Raw genomic sequence first — 18,211 nt, forward strand, 5'->3', positions numbered from 1 at the left:
TGGGCGTTTAGTGGGTGTCCGGCTGCTGGGACTGGGCGGATGTTTCCCGGACGATGGTTTTGATCCCTGGGCGCAGCATGGTGAGTTTGCCGGTGACGACCCGGTCGCCTTCTTTGAGTCCGGAGGTGATGAGCCAGTTTTTCCCTTTCATGGTTTCAGCGGTGACGGGGCGTACTTCCAGCATGTCATCTTGTCCGACGACGTAAACGGAGGCTCCCTGCGATGTTCGCATCAGCGAGTCGCGCGGGATGCTGAAAACGTTTTTGCGGATGGCTTTGTCGAAGACGACGCGGACGTATGCTCCAGGCAGGAGTTCGTGGTCGGGGTTGGGGAATAGGGCGCGCATTTCGATCGTGTCCGTGTTCGGATCTACTGCCATGTCGCTGAAGAGTATCTTGCCGGGGAGGGGATACTCGTCTCCGTCCGGAAGTCGGAGTTTGACTTTGACCTGGTCGAGGGGGATACCCTCCCATTCTCCGGACAGGACGGCGCGCCGGAGTTTGCTGTGCTGAGTGGAAGGCTGGCTGAAGCGGACGTAAATGGGATTAATCTGTTCAACGGTCGTCAAGTGGGTGAATTCGTTTTTGTTGGCCAGGGCACCCTTGGTGACGAGGGCTCGGCGAACACGGCCGTTGATCGGCGCGGTGACGTTGGCGTATCCCAAGTCGAGTTTGGCTTGTTCGAGGGCTGCAGCGGCTGCGTCGTAATCGGCTTTTGCCTTGGCTTGTTCGGCCAGGGCGAGCGTGTGTTCCCGTCCGCTGACGGCACCCTTGGTGACGAGGGCGGAGTAGCGGTCCACTTTGTCCTTGGCGTCGTCCAGGATGGCTTTGGCCCGGTCGAGTGCGGCCTGGCAGCCGTCGAGGGCTGCTTGAAGAGGGGCGGGGTCGATTTTGAAGAGGATATCCCCCTCGTTGACATTTTGTCCTTCCTGGTAGCAGCGTTCCTGGATGATGCCCGTGACGCGGGCTCTGACTTCGGCTTGTAGAAAAGCTTCCATCCGTCCGGGGAGGTTGGTGGTAACGGGTTCCTGTGTTCCCTTCACCGTGACGACAGTCACTTCGGGCGGAGGCATTTGAGGTGTGGCCTGGTCTTCTTGACGGCAGGAGGAAAGAGTGATTCCCGTTGCGAAAAGGACGGGCAGGATAGATGCTATTTTCATTCGGTGAAACGGATTGTTGGGCAAACCGGGGTGAGGTCTTGTGTCATTGCCTCTCATTCCTCTGGAGCGCCGATAAGATATCATGCTATAAACTATCCCATAATGGGAGAGTCAATAGGAAATCGGAATCATGCCAGTGAATCTTCCGTCAAGTACGAAGGATACCTTGAGATGAGATTTGGGTTTGAATATTCATTGTGTTGATTGCGAATCGTTTATAATTTTTTTTGCTGTGGACTGTTTCCGATTTTCCCTTTGACGTATTTTGCTGAATATGGACAAAAGACAATTACTGACAATCGGCAACGTTTCCCAGCAAACGGGAGTACACGTCAAATCGCTCCGTTACTACGACAGGATCGGTATTCTGACTCCGGCATACATCGACTCGGAGACGGGCTACCGTTACTACGACTATTCCCAGATCCCGTTGGTTCAGGCCATTCAATTATGTGTGGAACTGGACATTCCTTTAAATCGCTTCCCGGAGTTTATGACGGAGGACAGGAAAAATATCCGCATCGGCAAGTTGATTACATATGGCACGATGCTGGCCGATGAGAAGATCAAGGCAATTAATGCCCGGCTCCGCATGCTCGACGAAATCCGGGAGCACATCCAGTATGCGGAGAATTACCGCTTTCACAATGGTCCGATCAAGGTGGATTTCCCGGATATGCTGTTGTGGACAATCCCGTACAAGGGGGCATTGCGCAGTTCCGAGTATCACCTGAAATTTACGAAGGGAATTGACGAAATTATCAGACAGGAGCTAGGGATGTGCATTGAGGGCGGGATTATGATGCTGTACCGGGGAGATGCAGAAGAAAGGTTTCTATACATCGCTATCGAAGGAGACGGCGCGCCCGTCCCGCTTCCAAGAGACGTGCTCCGGCTTCCGGCCTCTTCCTTTGCGTGCATGAAGACGGACGTCAATGACATTGAACACGTACGCGGACTTTTCCCCGATCTGTTTTCTCAGGATTACGACAAAGTGGTGATGGAAACGGAATTGTTTACCGATCACTACGATTTTTCCCATCCCCAGTACGAGATCAGATGTTCTCTACCCGATAGAGGGAACAGCTAAACCGCGAGTTTTGATAAACCCTTCCTACTCTATTTGACATCATACCAAATAGAAACTGAATGATCGACTGGAGAATTATCATGCTGGGATGTACCTTGTTTCTGAGCTATATATAAAACAGTACATTTTAATGAAGCATTGTTGTTGTTGCTACTTGGATGTAGTACTCGTGAAACAGTTGTTCTGGGCGAATCATATGTCGGAACAGAGTTTTGGACGACAAAATTACTTATGTCAGGGTTGGAACCTTCGATACTCCAATAGTATTTTGGACCTTCAATGATTTCCCATTCTTGAGCAGGAACAGGGTCACGAGTAAATTTAACAGAAAAACCGGCACTTGATAACTCAGGCACACTTCCATAGCCTGGTATATAATAACCTTGCTGTGTATTACTAAGATTAGCATCGGCTAAAATTTCAAATTCATGGATAACAGAAAAACCAGCATGACTTATATCGGCTGATGATAATAGTTCTGTAGAGAACAAGGATGATAAAATAAGTATAATTAATTTTTTTAACATGTTATTTTTTTTGTGTTATAAAAAGGTGAATTTTTCGTTTCATCGCATCGACTGGAATTTGGGGTCTGTGTCCCGGTAGGTATTGTTTCCAGTCTATCTGCATTTTTTCCATAGCTTTCACTTCATTTATTGAAAATGGAATGACATTTGGGCTATATTTAGCCCATTCTGCTGATCTGAAACAGGGATAGAGTTCCTGATATATATTCCAGAGCTCCATTAAATAATCGTCGAATTTCTTTTCGTTTTCCTTTTCATGGAGATTCAGACACCATTTGAGATGGGAAATCAACTCACGATCCGTTTCAGTTTGCGATTTTTTATTTGATAACGATTGCAAGCAGGAAGTCATGTACTGGCGATATGCGGCAATGGTTCTGATATTTACGGAAGCCGGCATGTATTCGCTGGATAGAAACGGGGAAGGATTTGAGATCCAGGAGAAATTGTATGGATACGGGGCATCAAGAAATGTTTTCAAAAGCGAAAAGTTATAAATTCTCCCGGAAGATGTTGTCGTATTCCACTTGCTCCGGTCCGGATAGGACAGGCATGTGATAAAGATCCCGTTGACGATAGTATTGAATGAATGGTTACGGGCCACACGGACATAATAGCTACCCGGTCCGGATACGAGGAAGGATTTATAGACTCCTGAGCCGGAAAAATAATTGACTCTCGTTCTTGCCAAAACAGGGGAAGAAAGATGGTTGCCTGCATGTTCAGCCCGGACTTTACTGGTATGCGCGTAATCTTCTTTCACTGTGCTGAATTCTTTTAGTCCCTGCAGGCTGGGACGTATTTTCCTTATTTCGACCAGATAATCTCTTAAGGAGTTATTGAATTTCTTACGCCCATTCGGGTTATAAAAATAAATGCTCAGCATGTGTTTTCCCGGAGGGATAGCTACGGCAATCCATACATCGGGGCCGTCAAAAGACTGTGGGTATGCTTCACCGTGGTCATCCCATTCCGATTCCGTACGGATGCAGAAATCCGGGCTTACGAGGACGTTTCTGTTATTTTTGTCGTTGATGGTTTCGACCCAATGTCTCAATCCATCATTTTTCTGGTTGGGTCCGATGGTTCCGTAGCATCTATAGTTCATCGACATGATGGAGTTGAAGTATCGAACATTGTCCCATGGTGCATTGGCACCGCATAGCAGGACGTAATCTTTTCCATGACGCAGGCACCAATCGCCCCGCGTGCTCCAGTCCTCGCCGAAAAAGATGGCATCGGAATTGTGAGTCTCTTTTTCATCCTTCTTGACAAGAGCGAGGTATGCGTCCGTCAAATCCTGGTCGGATGAGGGACTGGCGGCCGATGGAAAGCATGGATTCTCTCGGGAGGGCGGAACCTCTGGGGATGGCTGTTTCAGTGATAATGGAGCTTGTTTATCAAGGCAGACAACCCCTCCTCCAAAAGTGCCGGCCCACAGGGATCCGTCCGGCGTTTGCAAGAAACAGTTAATCCATCTGGACGGAGATGCCGGATTTTGTTGATAATAGGTTTTTTCAAGTGTCCAATTGGCAGGATCAAGAAGACAAGCTCCTTGTTGTCTAAAGCCTATTAGAAGTTTTTTCCCGGCGGGGGCGAGGGAGGTGATGAAATCTTCAGGCAATAAGATTCTAGGATAACTTGTATTGGTCCGGTTGGCGGTAGGTTTTACTTGATAAAGTCCGGCATTTTTATCTTTGAAGTCTTTACCTCGGCAGAAACGCCAATGGGAATTTTTGAGTTTGTAACCGAGTCCGGCAATCGTACCAACCCAGATGCTGCCATCCTGTAACGAAGAGATGATGTTGATCTGGTTGGAGGGGAGGCCTTCTCCTGCCTGTTCTTTAGGTTGAGGAGTATGCTGTTCCTTATCCCAATACCAGTTTGTATGGATATGCTTCCAGATTTGGTAATTTTTACCTGGTGATGCCATGCCAATTCCGTAACAGGAAAAACCGGCCCATAGAATCCCTTGATGATCAAAATGTACGGAGTAGGCTTGATCTTCCGGTAGGCTGTTTGCACGTGTTACCGAGAGCCAACTATCTTTTTCCGGTTGATAAATGGCAATTCCTCCCGATGTTGCTATGGCGACATCTCCATTCAGAGGGGATACGGCAATGGAAAAGACCCTTTCTCCGGGGAGGGCTTCCTGTACTCCATATACCTTCCATTCCAGACCGTTGCAGATAGCAACCCCGTCATGATCGGTACCTACCCAAATGCGTCCTTGTTTGTCTTCTGCCAGGGCGTAACAATTGACTCTGTCAGGAAATCCTTTTTTCTCCGCCGCAGACTTCCACCCATCTTCAGCTTGCCGGGTATCCAGATATGCAGGCCCTGCCGCCTCTCCGACGACCCATATTTTCCCGTCGGAGGCTTGCAGCATTCCCGTAACGAATTGGACGGGGCATGTCGAGAGATCAAGAGAGAAGGCTGCCTGAAAAGTCAACAATAGCAGGGATAACAGCGGGTAAAGTTTCATAGGCTATGTGAGAGAAGAATGAATTAAAAATTGAGATTAATCAATTTTTTTTGGATAAATTTAACAATATCTTATCCGGTAGGAATTTATGACAAATCCAATGTCATGATGCTGAACTGTTCCAGATGGGGCTTTGTCCAATATTTACCAGAAAGAAGGACCAAATATGAAAATGATCATTGATCGCTCTGCAACAAGGGGGCATGCCAATCATGGCTGGCTCGATACATGGCATACATTCAGTTTTGCCGATTATTACAATCCGGACAGAATGGGCTTTGGCTCTCTCCGGGTGTTAAATGATGATACGGTGGCTCCGGGGCGTGGGTTTGACCGTCATCCGCACAAGAATATGGAGGTTGTTTCCATCCCTCTCCATGGACGTTTGAGCCATGGAGACAGTTTGCAGAACAACCATGTCATCCAGCCCGGAGAAATTCAGATCATGAGTGCGGGGACGGGTATTTTCCACAGTGAATACAATCCGGATCCGGATGAAATCTTGAAGTTCCTCCAGATATGGGTGATTCCCGATGAGATGAATATCGACCCGCAATATGCCGATTACAATATCAGGCCGCTTTTGAAGAAGAATGAAATTTCCGTGTTTATTGCTCCTGACAGCCGGATTCGTTTGCACCAGCAGGCGTGGTTTTCCTGGGGGGCTCTTGATGAAGGAGTGTCGGCCTCTTACTCGTTGAAGGGGCATGGTACGGGCGTGTATGTATTCGTCATCAAGGGAGAGGTGAAAGTCGGAGACGCCGTTCTTCACGCCCGTGATGGAGCTGGCATCTATGACACGTCGTCGTTGAGTATTTCTGCCTTGGTGCCGTCGGATGTCCTTCTTATTGAGGTCCCATATTCCCCCGAAGAATGATGTGCATCGTTTCCAAGCGCAATGTATGATTGTAAATGCTTGGAAGTGTGGTAGAAAGAGGGGCGCCCTCCCAGGACCGGGGGAGGGTTTCCCCTATGGATACCCCGACTATGCGCAAGATCTACGACGACAGCGGCAGGGTTGCCTCTGCGTTTTACTGTAGCCAGGCGGGGGATGCCGTCGCCGGACCGGATTTGTGGCATAAGGTCGTCTATGAATATGATGCCGAGGGTCGTGTGGCGTCGGAATCGTATTATAGCGGGGAGGGGTTGCCATGTGTGGATGCGGCGGGGATTGTCAAAAGAGCTTTTTCTTATGATCCGGACGGTGAGGAAATCCGGAGAGAGGAGTATTTGAGCGATGGCCGTATCCGCATTGTGAAGAGGAATGCCCGGGGGGAGGTCGGAGAGAGGAAGTATGTATCCTCCGATGGGAGTCCCGCTCTAGGAGATAGCGGGTACTACTGCATGAAATTTTCCTATGACGATGAAGGTCGTCTGGAGAAACAGGTTTGTTACGGACTGGACGGCAAGAGGTGCAGGAATTCCCACGGGTATGCGGCTTTCGTCTGCCAGTATGGTGAGGATGGGAGCTGTCGGACCTTGTTTCTGGATGAACGGGGACGGGTGGTCGGAGAGGATGCCCCGGAGGAAGAGGGCGGGGTGCAGACGGATTCGGCTCTGTCTGTCCATTCTTCTCCCGGTGAAAGGGAAAAGGTACCCTTGCCGGTGCGTCCGTTCCAGGGGGTGAAGAATGCTCGGGGAGAGAAGATTCTCCCCCGGGAACGGAAACGAAGGCTTTCTTCAAGACCTCACAAGGACTTGCAGCCTAGCGTTCGTCCGGTAGAACGCCTGGTGGCGCCGCCGGGAGAAAATGCCGCCAGTGTCTGGAAGAGGCGCCGGACGACTCTGTATGTGACGGGGGGAATTCTCGCTGCCTTACTGCTTGTGTTTTCTGTCGTGAAAATTCTTCCCGTGCCGTTACCTCCGGTAGAAATTTCCGTGTACATGGTATCGGAGGATGAAAGCGAAGCGGTTCCCGAAATGACATCTACCCGGGTGAACCACGCAGCACAGGAGGAAACGCTCTCCATGCCGGAGGTTTCCTCTGCTCCCGTGTTGACGGCGGAGGCGGCAGCGGACGTTTCTCTGCCGAATCTGGATGTAGATGTATCCGGCATGGTCGGGAGTGAGGAGATGATGTTCGGTGAATCGCTAGGAGGGGGGGCTTCTTCCGGTGGGATTGCATCGATCGTGGAAAGCCGTTGTTCTCCGGGGAGCCGTATGGCTCGCATCCGCGAGGGAGGCGGGAATCCGGAAGCGGTGGAGAAGACGGTTATTGGGATGTTGCGGTGGCTTAAGGGAAAACAGGGGAATTCCGGTGCCTGGGGCGAAGGGGGATCTTCTGTTGTCAATTCCGCCTATCCGGTCGGTACGACGGCAATTTGCCTGCTGGCTTTCTCCGCCCATTGTGAAACGGTCACGTCTGAGGAATTCGGGACGACGGTTGCCAGGGCTATTGCCTATCTGGCGACGGCATGTATGAATCCGAGCCGGAAGACATGCGTCTATTTGCCCGGGTATGAATATGCGATGGCGGTTTATGCTCTGGCGGAGTCATATGGGCTCAGTCATGAAAAAGGGGAGGAGTTTCCCCTTGATGAAAAGATTTTGCTGCAATTTGCGGAGTACATCCTCAAATGCCAGAACCGGGAAGGCTCCTGGGATTATCAGTATGGGATGACTCCGGGGGATATTTCCATTTCCTGCTGGAACATCCAGGCCCTGTGTGCTCTCAGAAGGGCGGGGATTGATCCGGACGGGTATGATGAGGCCATGGCGAAAGCTGCCGGTTACGTACGTTCCTGCTGGCTGCCGAAACGGGGAACCTTCCACTACAGAACCCAGGAAAGATCGACGAATTGCAGCATTCCATTCGTCGGCGTTTACAGCGGAAAACTGCTGGGGGTGAAATATTCCCCGGCGGAGGAAAATGCCATGAAGAAGCTGGTGGCATCCGTTCCCGAGGTCAACGTGAATAAATCGGACTACCATTCGATCCCTCCCAATGCGTATGTGAACTATTACCACGGGCAGATTGCCCGTCTGCAGGGAGGGAACCAATGGCAGGGATTCGAGCGTCGGGTCATGGGCAATGTTATGCGTCAGACGCAGAGAAGCAAGACTGCTCAAGGACGAGAGGAAGTATCCTTCGGTGACGATATGCCTCCCTTGACACATGCGTTTTGGACGCTGGTGCTCTCTATGTATTATCGGTATGTCGAGTAAAACAACAAGCTCTCCGGCATTGAGACCGGAGAGCTTGCGGGGTGGAAAATGAGGGTAGCGTGGAGATCCCGCTTCAGCGGATTCTCTTGATGAGCCAGTGAAGGAGGTCGTCGATGGCGACGCGTTCCTGTTCCATGGAGTCGCGGTGGCGGATGGTCACCGTGCCCTGAAGAGACGGATCGTTTTCGCCGAGTGTTTCAAAGTCTACAGTGATGCAGAAGGGGGTGCCGACTTCGTCCTGGCGGCGGTAGCGACGACCGACGGCTCCGGCTTCGTCATAGAAGACATTCATCCAGGGTTGGAGAGTTCTCTCAATGTCGCGTGCGATGCGGACCTGGGCTTCGTTCTTTTTGAGAAGGGGGAAAATGGCTGCCTTGATAGGAGCCATCCGCGGGTGGAAGTGCATGACTGTGCGGATATCCTGCTTGCCCTTGTCATCGACGAGTTGTTCTTCTTCGAAGGCTTCGCAGATGAGGGCCAGAATGGTACGATCGCAGCCGGAGGAGGGTTCGACGACATGGGGAATGAAACGTTCCTTGGTTTCTTCGTCGAAGTATTCCAGAGTTTTTCCGGAGCCTTCCTGATGACGGGAGAGGTCGTAGCACGTGCGATAGGCGATGCCTTCCAGTTCCTGAATGCCGAAGGGGAATTCGTATTCCAGGTCATAGGTTTTCTTGGAGTAGAAAGCTCGTTCTTCGGCAGGTACGTCGAGGATGTGGATGTGTTCTCGCGGGATACCGATCTCATCGTAGAAGCAGAGGCGGCGTTCCAGCCATTCTTCGGTCAGGTTCATCCCGTCTTCTTCACGGCAGAAGTATTCGATTTCCATTTGCTCGAATTCGCGGGAGCGGAATGTGAAGTTGCGCGGATTGATTTCGTTGCGGAATGCCTTGCCGATCTGGGCGATGCCGAAGGGGATTTTGACGCGTGAGCTGTCCAGAATATTTTTGTACTGGCAGAAGATGGATTGGGCGGTTTCCGGACGGAGCCATCCAGTGGAGGCGGGATCGTCATCGTCGGAGGTCGCACCGATCTTTGTCTTGAACATCAGGTTGAATTCGCGTGCTTCAGTCAACAGGGAGCCGTTGGCGGGATTGAAGCGTGTGGTGCCGGTGACTTCTTCCGTACGTTCTCCGGCGAGGATGATTTCCTTGGGGGAGACATCCTTGCCCGCGAGCTGGGCGTAGTACTGGGAGGCTGTTTTGCGCGCCTTGTCGGCATTTTTTTCAGAGGGAACGAGAACGGCGAATGTTTTTTCAACGGACCATGCTGTTTCATGACGGGAGGCACCTGTGTACCAGAAAACCGTACCGTTCTGGGCCGGTACCTGATCGGCGCGGAGGCGTTCCTTGGTGAGGAGGCAGTCGCACATTGGATCGGTGAATCCTCCAACGTGGCCGGAGGCGACAAGGACGGAGTTGTGCGTCAGGATGGAGCCGTCCATGCCGACGATATCGTCGCGTTCCTGAACGTTTTTACGCCACCAGTATTCTTTGACGTTGCGCTTGAGTTCTGCTCCGAGGGGACCGTAATCCCAGCAACCGTTCAAGCCTCCATAAAGTTCGGCGGATTGGAAGATGAAACCGCGCCTCTTGCAGAGGCTTACGATTTTTTCCATACGGGCGGGATCTGTGTTGTTGCGGTCAGCCATAATGAGCTTGGGTTGTTGGTGGATTTGATTGTGGATCCGGAATGAAGACCGGAAAAGAAAAAAAACTGACTTCAGACGGTTCAGGGAAGGGGAACTCCCGGAAGAAGCTGTGTGGTGTAACCGGCTTGAACCAGCAGACGGAAGGCTTCCAGGGCTTCCTGAGGGATGTGTTGCCGAGTGGAAAAGCCCTGTTTGGGATATTCGATGATACGTTGGAAATCCCCCATCATGGCGTTGATGACGAAGGATCGTGTGAGCGTTTCCGTCAAATACGCCTTAAAACTAAAAGAGGGGGAGGATACCAGGAAGGAGGGACCGGGCCATTGGGCTTCCAGTGTGGCCAGGGTTCGGCGTTCCATGTAGGGTTTTTGCAGGGCGAGGATGCGTGTGGGGGGCGGCAATCCTGCCTGGCTGATGATCTGGCGGGAGAAGATGATGTTTTCCCCGGTGTTGGTAGCCTTGTTTTCCAGGAGGATGGCACTGGCAGGGACTCCTTTTGCTTTTGCTGCTCGTGCAAAAATTTCCGCTTCGGTCAATTCCCATCCCTGAGTGAAGCGTCCGGCTCCGCCGGAGAAGACGATAAGGGGGGCTAGTCCGCGGTGGTAAAGTTCTGCTGCATATTCTGCAACCCGGACATCGTTGCTGCCCAGAACGAACATCAAGTCGCAGGGAGCCGGGATATGACCGACGTGATGAAAATCCCACAGAATGTCGATGGCTGCGTCTTCGGTCATGAGATGGATTCTTAGGATTTTAGATCCTTGATGAAGCTTTCCATGCGGTTGCATGCTTCCTTGATTTGCTCGAAGGCCGTGGCGTAGCAACAGCGCAGATAGCCTTCTCCACTTGGCCCGAAAGCATCTCCGGGAACGGCTGCTACCTGGTGTTCCATCAGGAGGCGGGTGGCGAATTCCTTGCTGCTGAATCCGAATTTGGAAATGTCCGGGAATACGTAGAAGGCGCCGCCCGGCATGTGGCAGTCGATACCCATGTCGTTGAGCCGATTGACAAGGTAGTCGCGCCTCTGGTGGTAGCTGTCCCTCATTTTAAGCATGGCGTCCGTACCGTGGGAGAGTGCTTCGATGGCTGCTTCCTGGGAACTGATCGGCGCACAGAGCATGGAATACTGGTGGATTTTCATCATTGCAGAGATGATGGGTTCCGGTCCGCAAGCGTATCCGAGGCGGAAACCGGTCATGGCGAATGCCTTGGAGAATCCGTGCAGAAGAACGGTGCGTTCCTGCATGCCGGGCAGGGAGGCGATAGTGACGTGGGGAATGCCGTCGTAACGGAGTTCACTGTAGATTTCGTCGGTCAAGACAATGAGGTCGTGCTTGATGCAGATGCGTGCGATGGCTTCCAGCGTTTCTACCGGAGCAACGGCTCCTGTCGGGTTCGTCGGAAAATTCAGCATTAACGCTTTTGTCCTGGGGCCGATAGCGGCTTCCAGTGCTTCTGGATTGAGTGCGAAAAGGTCGGCCTTGGTCGTAGGAACGGCTTTGGCCGTACCGTGCGCCATGGTGACGCTGGGGGAGTAGGATACGTAGCAGGGCTCGTGGTAGAGGACTTCGTCTCCGGGATTGAGGATGGCTCTCAAGGCAAGATCCAGGGCCTCGCTGACACCGACGGTGACGAGAACTTCGTGGAGGGGATCGTAGGAAACGTGAAAAAAGTTTTCGACGTATTGGACAATCTTTTTGCGGAGGCTTTCCAACCCGTAGTTGGATGTGTAAGTGGTGTGCCCTTTTTCCAGAGAGTAGATAGCGGCTTCGCGGATGTGCCAGGGGGTAACGAAATCAGGTTCGCCGACGCCCAGGGAGATGATGTCCTTGCGGCCGGTGACAAGATCGAAAAATTCCCGGATCCCCGAACGGGGAATATCGGCAATTTGGTTAGCTATTTTTGATGACCAGTCCATTGTGTTGATCGGTGGTCGGAATTACGGGGAGACGATCAGGCGGTTGTCTTCCGCAGGAGCCTCGAAGATAAATCCGTTTTTCTTGTAAGTTTTAAGGTGGAAGTGAGTAGCCGTGGAAAGCACCCCTTCCAATGTGGAAAGCTTGCCGGAAACGAAATTGGCAATATCGCGCATGCTCTTGCCCTCAACTATGACTAGCAGGTCGAAGCCGCCGCTGGCCAGATAGCAGGAGGACACTTCGTCAAACCGCGCGATGCGCGTGGCCAGATGGTCGAAGCCTCCTTCTCGTTCGGGAGTTACTTTCACTTCAATAAAGGCGGTGACGCCGGCGTCGTGAAAATCCTCATCGTTGACAATGGCTTGGTAGCCAAGGATACGGTGTTCCTGTTCCAAGTCCTGCCTCAGGGCAGTTACTTCGCTGGCGCTCATGTTGAGGCGTTCTGCCAGTTCGGTGTCGCTCAGGCGGGCATTGGTGGAAAGAAGCTGTAATAAGGATGCTGCAGACATAGGGTTACCCGTATAGAAGGGGGGGTGTTCCTGCGTCTGTCAAGCCGGAAGAGGCGCATCGTCCGTGAATTTGAACGGAAATATTTCACGAAAAATGGGAGACATCCCATTTCGGTAACTGCCTGGCAGTGTCATCCCTCTTCTGGTGGACTGAGTTTCTATCTCATATTTTTTTCAGAGAAATGTTGAAAGCTGGCAGATTATGTGCTACTATGCCAAACATAAAATGTATGTCCATGGGACTACTGTCTTTATGTGTAAACAACTTCCCAATATATTACTGCAATGAGCATGGCTCTTAATCCAGACCGCGCGACGCTCAATTTCCTGAATGCATTCCCAGAGGATGTGCGGGCGCGTGGCGAAAAATTACAGAAAGATGGCGCCGTAACGCAAATTTTCGGAAACCATCTCTTTATTCAAGGCCGCGTGGAGGATGAACATGGAATCCACCGTGTAAGCCTTCGTTTGCAGGGGAACCGCTGGTTCGGATCCTGTTCGACGGACGATGCTTCCGTAGCGGGAGCGGCGATGTATGCGACGATGATGGAGCGTATGTACCGCGGTCAGGATCTCCCCGAATCCCCAAATGAACTTAACGATGTTCCTCTTCTGGATATTCTCGAAGAGAAGCTGAAACGCGAACTGGATGACAAGGAAGCCGAATATGTCACCAAGCTCGAAAAGCGCTACCGCCGGTTCGCCATTGAGCAGGAAATCCATGATCACGACATGGTGCGTCTGAATCCCCGCTGGGAAATTACGACTTACGAACCGTTGGAACTCTGGCCGGTGCCTCCTACCAACATTCTGGAATTCTGGAACTACATCGCCTATGCATTCAGTAAGAGGCGGCTTCCGTTCCCGAGTTTCATGGAAGCCGTGACAAATCTGGAAAAGGTGCAGAGTAAAATCCATGCATGGGAACGTGATCGCGAAGTTGGAATTTGGTATGATCGTATCCAATCCATTAACGAACGCCCGCCGCAGCCTCCGCGTGAAGATTTCTACATGCGCCTTGTCTCGACGATTAACGAAGGGCATTTCGAGTACCGCTACAATTTGAAACAGGAATGGATTCCTCTCCGTGAAAAATCGGACATGGATCATATCGTCGATGCGTATCAGCGTGCCGCCCTGAAAATGGATGTTCAGTCGGAATTGCTGCTGAAGATGCTGATTGAGTATGTGGAGCAGGAAGGTTCCCTCGTACTGGATTTGGATTTGGAATCGGCCTGTGGCCTGATGAACAGGCTTTTCCATCAAAGCGCCCTGAAAGGGTATCTCGTCAATCTGGATGAAAATTACTTCAAGGTTGTGACGGAGCCTCTCCAGTGGGTATGCCATGACGATCCGATTAATCCGGATTGTTTTGCTTTGCAACTGGTGACGTCCGGCGGAATCAATGTATCTCACTCCGTCCGTCAGCTTCCGGGGCTTCAGGAGTTGTACCAATCGGACGAAACTGTTTTCCCCGGTCCTCCCCGATGGTTGGAAACCACGGAAGTAGAACCGCGTTATTCTATCCCCAAACAGGTGATCGACAGTCTCGAAGGGGTTGAATTTCTCCGGAAAATCGGAGCTTCCCTGCCACAGAGCATGGAAGAACGTGTGGTCGACATTGAGATGATGGGAAGCTTCAAGATGAAGATTGTCCGCGGGTTGACATCGGCAGAAACGGAACATGTCCTTTGCGAAGTGACGGCGTCCGACAATCTGGGACGTCGTGTCGAAAAAATGGGCAAGGACGGTTGGGAGGTCACCCACCAGGAACCGATGAGAGACAAGGTGCTTCTTCGTTTCATCCGGGAACATCTTTATTCCATTCCTGGTCTTCTGGAGGAAATGGGCTTCTCTTACGATCCTCAGGTGGATGCCTTCAAAGCTCGTGTAACCAAGCAGTTCCCGGAAAAATTTGCCGAATGGGCCAAAGTGCTTCCCTCGGATCTTACCGTGGAAATGGATGAAAAGCTCAAGACTCTGCTGGCTGATCCGGTGGCGGCTGCGATTCGCTTTGAAGTCGTCAATCAGGAAATTGACTGGTTTGATCTTCGTATTGTTATTGACGTAGAAGGAGTTGAATTATCCAAGGAACAGATTAGAGCTCTTGTTGCCGCTCGCGGCGGCTATGTTCGTATGGATGATGGGGGATGGATGCGTCTGGAAATCAAGCTGGATAACGACCAGCGCGATGCAGTGACTCGTCTTGGTCTGGATCCTTTCGATCTTTCCGGAGAAACTCACCGCATGCATGCCATGCAGCTGGCCGATCCGAAGGCGGCGGAAGTGTTTGATCCCCGTGCCTGGAAGCGAATCAAAGACCGTACTGCCGAGATTAAAATCGATGTGAAGCCTGATGTCCCCTCTGAACTTCAGGCAACCTTGCGTCCTTATCAGGTGGAAGGGTTCCAATTCCTGGCCTATTTGGCAACCAACGGCTTCGGTGGTATTCTTGCTGACGACATGGGCTTGGGTAAGACGATTCAGTCGATTGCTTATATCCTGTGGCTGCGTCATGACTTTGTCGACAGGCAGAAGGGACGTAAAAAAGTTAAATTGCCACCTGTTTTGATTGTTTGCCCGAAATCCGTGCTAGATGTGTGGGCGGGTGAAGCGCAGAAGTTTGCTCCGAATATTCGCGTCCTTGTGATTCGTAGCAAGGATCAGGCTGTGGTGGATGACATTCTTGCCAACTACGACATGGTTGTTGTCAACTACGCTCAGTTGCGCGTATGCGGGGAAAATCTCAATTCCATCAAGTGGCTTACCGTGATTCTTGACGAAGGCCAGCAGATTAAGAATCCCGACTCCAAGGCTGCCAAGGCTGCCAGGGAAATCACGTCGTACAATCGCTTGGTTCTTTCCGGCACGCCGATTGAAAACCGCCTGCTTGACATGTGGTCTCTTATGGCCTTCTCCATGCCGGGAGTTCTCGGATCTCGCGCTTACTTCAAGAAACGTTTTGACAAACGCAAGGATCCGCAAAGCCAGACTCGTCTGGCGGCACGCTTGAAGCCTTTCCTCTTGCGTCGTACCAAATCCCAGGTTGCCCGAGATCTTCCGCCGAGAACGGAAGAAGAAGTGTTTGCCAAGATGGAAGGTATCCAGAACCAGCTCTACAAGGCGGAATTGCGCCGAATTCAGAAGGCCTTGCTGGGAATAGACTCCGATGAATCGGTTAAAAAGAACAGCTTTGCCATTCTCCAGGGATTAATGCGCCTTCGTCAGATTTGCTGCCATCCGGGCTTGATAGATGCCAAGTATGCCAAGGAAGAGAGCGCCAAACTCAACGCTCTTTTCTACCTGCTGGATCAGTTGCGTGAGGAAGGGCACAAGGTGCTTGTGTTCTCCCAGTTCGTTTCCATGCTGGAAATCATCAAGAACAGGCTCGAATCCGAAGCGCGTCCTCTCAACTATCTTACTGGTCAGACTAAGGACCGAAAGGGAGAAATCGAACGCTTCCAGACTTCCAAGGAACCTTCCGTTTTCCTCCTATCCCTCAAGGCTGGCGGTGCCGGTTTGAACCTGACTTCCGCGTCCTATGTTGTCCTGTACGATCCGTGGTGGAATCCCGCCGTGGAAAGTCAGGCTATCGACCGTACGCACCGAATCGGCCAGAAGAACAAGGTTATCGCCTACCGGCTTTTGACGAAGGATTCCGTTGAAGAGAAGATCCGTATTCTCCAGCACCAGAAGAACCAGCTTGTTGCCAACGTCCTGGGAGACGAAGGATTTGCTTCTACTCTGGGTATAGACGACCTCAACTTCATTCTTAACCACGGGGACGAAGAAGAAGGTTAAGCCTTGCGCTCTGCGAACGAACGTTGAGTTTCCTCCTAAGGGCCGGACCGGAGAAATGCCGGACCGGCCCTGTCTTTTATTTCCATGGGTGGATGGCTTGCTTTTTGCTTGCTTGAAAGCCGATTGCAGGAGCAAATGGAAATAATGAAACTGACATCTTTACTGATCGCTTCCCTGGGGATTGCTCTGCTGAGCTCCTGTTCTTGCAACTGTAATAAAATCAACAAAGATCTTTTGAACGATTATAAGCCTACATCAACCCAGAAGTTCCAGTAAGGAGTGAACTGCGCCAGGAGCATGCATGTTTGAAGTTAGAGAAAAACCGCAGAAAGTGGAACGAGCATTGCTTGTTTCCATTTATTTCAACGAGAAGGATTTGCCTGAAACTCGGGCAATGCTGGAAGAATTGGACGATCTTGTTTCCAATCTGGATATTCAGGTCGTTGGCAAGGAGCTTGTCCGTTCACGGGAAATCCATGCCAAGTTTTTATGTGGTACAGGCAAGGCTCAGGAAATCTGTGATCTGGCTCATTCCCTTGACGTGGACTGTGTAGTTTTCGACAATATGCTGGCTCCGTCCCAGCAACGCGAATGGGAACGCCTCATCGACGTATGCGTTATCGACCGTGAAGAAGTGATTCTTGATATCTTTGCCCAGCGTGCCCGCACTCGCGAAGCGACCCTGCAGGTAGATTTGGCAAGGATGCAATATTCCCTGCCAAGAATGGCTCGCATGTGGGCGCATCTGGACAGACAGGGCGGTGGCTCCGGCGGAGGAAAGGGGGGCTCTGGCGCTGCTCGTGGCGAAGGTGAAAAGCAGATCGAAGTAGATCGTCGGCTGGCTCGTTCCCGTATTGAGGCTATTCAAAAGGAACTGGAAGATGTCAGACGCCAGCGTGCAACCCAGCGCAAGGATCGCGAACGACAGGGGATGCCGACGGCTGCCATTGTGGGTTACACCAATGCGGGCAAGTCTTCCTTGCTCAGTTTTGTATCCGGAGCGGACGTTATGGCGAAGGATATGCTCTTTGCAACGCTGGATACGACGACCAGAAAGATATCGCTGCCTGATGGGCAAGCTCTTTTGCTGACCGATACAGTCGGATTTATCCGCAATCTTCCCCATCGGCTGGTGGAAGCCTTCAAATCGACTCTGGAAGAAGCCGTTTTGGCGGATTTCCTGATTCAGGTGGTCGATGTATCCGATCCGGATGCTTACCGGCATTTTGAGACGACTCTTGAGGTTCTTGCCGAGCTGGGTGCTGTGGACAAACCTATGGTTGTCGTGTTCAACAAACTGGACAAGCTGGAGGAATCCGTCCGTTGCGAAACCGCAGAAACCCTGGCCCGGAAAATGCAGATGCCTACGGTATCCATGTCCGTACGTGAATCCTGGGGAATGGATGACTTCATGGAGGCATGTGTGGAAATGCTTTCCCATCGCGTTCATACCTCCATTTATAAAATTCCTCAATACCGTAGTGATCTTGTGGCGGTTATGCATCGTGAAGGCAAGGTCCTAAGTACGGAATACGAGGAGAACGACATCATCGTCCAGGCCATTTTGCCGAGAGCTCTGGATAGTAAACTGGATGACTGGAAGGTTTAATAAATATTGATAATCAATGGATAAAAAGGGGAGGCGGATGCCTCTCCCTTTTTTGTATGCGAATTGCCTGTTCATGATCGCCGTGAATCGTATAAACGGCAGAGTTGTCGGAGAAAAATAATTTTTTTATATCTGATTGATATCGAGAGTATTTTGCGGTGATTGAAGATTTGGTGGAGAAAAAAACTTTCAAAAGATGTTGACGTTTTCCGGGATTCATGTAGATTTCTCGGCACCCCAACCGAGGGGATCACGCCGAAAGGGCAGACCTGCAACGACCCGGAGCTTGAAGAAAGCGA

Annotated in this window: 13 protein-coding genes; 6 read left to right on the plus strand and 7 right to left on the minus strand. The window is 51.3% G+C overall.

Going from position 1 to position 18,211, the window contains the following annotated elements:
* Positions 1-7: 7 nt before the first annotated feature.
* Positions 8-1,159, minus strand: coding sequence for an efflux RND transporter periplasmic adaptor subunit (locus tag QET93_RS05755; protein ID WP_280125788.1), 1,152 nt, complete (start codon positions 1,157-1,159; stop codon positions 8-10).
* Positions 1,160-1,433: 274 nt separating this feature from the next.
* Here QET93_RS05755 and QET93_RS05760 point away from each other — a divergent pair, with 274 nt between their 5' ends.
* Positions 1,434-2,249, plus strand: a complete 816-nt coding sequence (locus QET93_RS05760; RefSeq protein ID WP_280131920.1) for a MerR family transcriptional regulator — start codon at positions 1,434-1,436, stop codon at positions 2,247-2,249.
* Positions 2,250-2,278: 29 nt separating this feature from the next.
* Here QET93_RS05760 and QET93_RS05765 read toward each other — a convergent pair whose 3' ends face one another.
* Positions 2,279-2,776 carry a hypothetical protein gene (locus QET93_RS05765; RefSeq protein ID WP_280131919.1) on the minus strand — a complete coding sequence of 166 codons (498 nt, stop codon included), beginning with the start codon at positions 2,774-2,776 and terminating at the stop codon, positions 2,279-2,281.
* A 1-nt stretch (position 2,777) separates the two neighbouring features.
* Positions 2,778-5,261 carry a two-component regulator propeller domain-containing protein gene (locus tag QET93_RS05770; RefSeq protein WP_280131918.1) on the minus strand — a complete coding sequence of 828 codons (2,484 nt, stop codon included), beginning with the start codon at positions 5,259-5,261 and terminating at the stop codon, positions 2,778-2,780.
* 166 nt (positions 5,262-5,427) lie between these two features.
* On the opposite strand from QET93_RS05770, the gene QET93_RS05775 reads away from it, so the two are divergent.
* The gene (locus tag QET93_RS05775) at positions 5,428-6,138 is read left to right on the plus strand and encodes a pirin family protein (RefSeq protein WP_280131917.1); all 711 of its coding nucleotides are present in this window, start codon (positions 5,428-5,430) and stop codon (positions 6,136-6,138) included.
* A 95-nt stretch (positions 6,139-6,233) separates the two neighbouring features.
* Positions 6,234-8,426: a hypothetical protein gene (locus QET93_RS05780; protein WP_322190137.1), complete on the plus strand. Its 2,193-nt coding sequence runs from the start codon at positions 6,234-6,236 to the stop codon at positions 8,424-8,426.
* Positions 8,427-8,499: 73 nt separating this feature from the next.
* Here QET93_RS05780 and QET93_RS05785 read toward each other — a convergent pair whose 3' ends face one another.
* From QET93_RS05785 to QET93_RS05800, 4 genes are all read right to left on the minus strand, one after another.
* A complete protein-coding gene (locus QET93_RS05785; RefSeq protein WP_280131915.1) occupies positions 8,500-10,077 on the minus strand; it encodes a glycine--tRNA ligase in 1,578 nt (525 codons plus the stop codon).
* Between the two features lie 80 nt (positions 10,078-10,157).
* On the minus strand, positions 10,158-10,811 hold the full coding sequence (locus QET93_RS05790; RefSeq protein ID WP_280131914.1) for a YdcF family protein: 654 nt from the start codon (positions 10,809-10,811) through the stop codon (positions 10,158-10,160).
* 11 nt (positions 10,812-10,822) lie between these two features.
* Complete coding sequence (locus tag QET93_RS05795; RefSeq protein WP_280125794.1) at positions 10,823-11,995, minus strand: aminotransferase class I/II-fold pyridoxal phosphate-dependent enzyme; 1,173 nt, start codon at positions 11,993-11,995, stop codon at positions 10,823-10,825.
* 21 nt (positions 11,996-12,016) lie between these two features.
* On the minus strand, positions 12,017-12,502 hold the full coding sequence (locus QET93_RS05800) for an Lrp/AsnC family transcriptional regulator (protein WP_280125795.1): 486 nt from the start codon (positions 12,500-12,502) through the stop codon (positions 12,017-12,019).
* A gap of 291 nt (positions 12,503-12,793) precedes the next feature.
* Between QET93_RS05800 and QET93_RS05805 the strand changes: the two genes are divergently transcribed.
* The 3 genes from QET93_RS05805 to hflX all read left to right on the plus strand — a co-directional run bounded on the left by QET93_RS05805 (position 12,794) and on the right by hflX (position 17,912).
* The gene (locus QET93_RS05805; protein ID WP_280125796.1) at positions 12,794-16,303 is read left to right on the plus strand and encodes a DEAD/DEAH box helicase; all 3,510 of its coding nucleotides are present in this window, start codon (positions 12,794-12,796) and stop codon (positions 16,301-16,303) included.
* Positions 16,304-16,447: 144 nt separating this feature from the next.
* Complete coding sequence (locus tag QET93_RS05810) at positions 16,448-16,579, plus strand: hypothetical protein (protein ID WP_322190138.1); 132 nt, start codon at positions 16,448-16,450, stop codon at positions 16,577-16,579.
* A gap of 25 nt (positions 16,580-16,604) precedes the next feature.
* Positions 16,605-17,912, plus strand: coding sequence for a GTPase HflX (hflX, locus tag QET93_RS05815; protein ID WP_280131912.1), 1,308 nt, complete (start codon positions 16,605-16,607; stop codon positions 17,910-17,912).
* The last annotated feature ends 299 nt before the right edge of the window (positions 17,913-18,211 follow it).

The sequence above is a fragment of the Akkermansia sp. N21116 genome (genome assembly GCF_029854705.2).
Taxonomy (GTDB): domain Bacteria; phylum Verrucomicrobiota; class Verrucomicrobiia; order Verrucomicrobiales; family Akkermansiaceae; genus Akkermansia.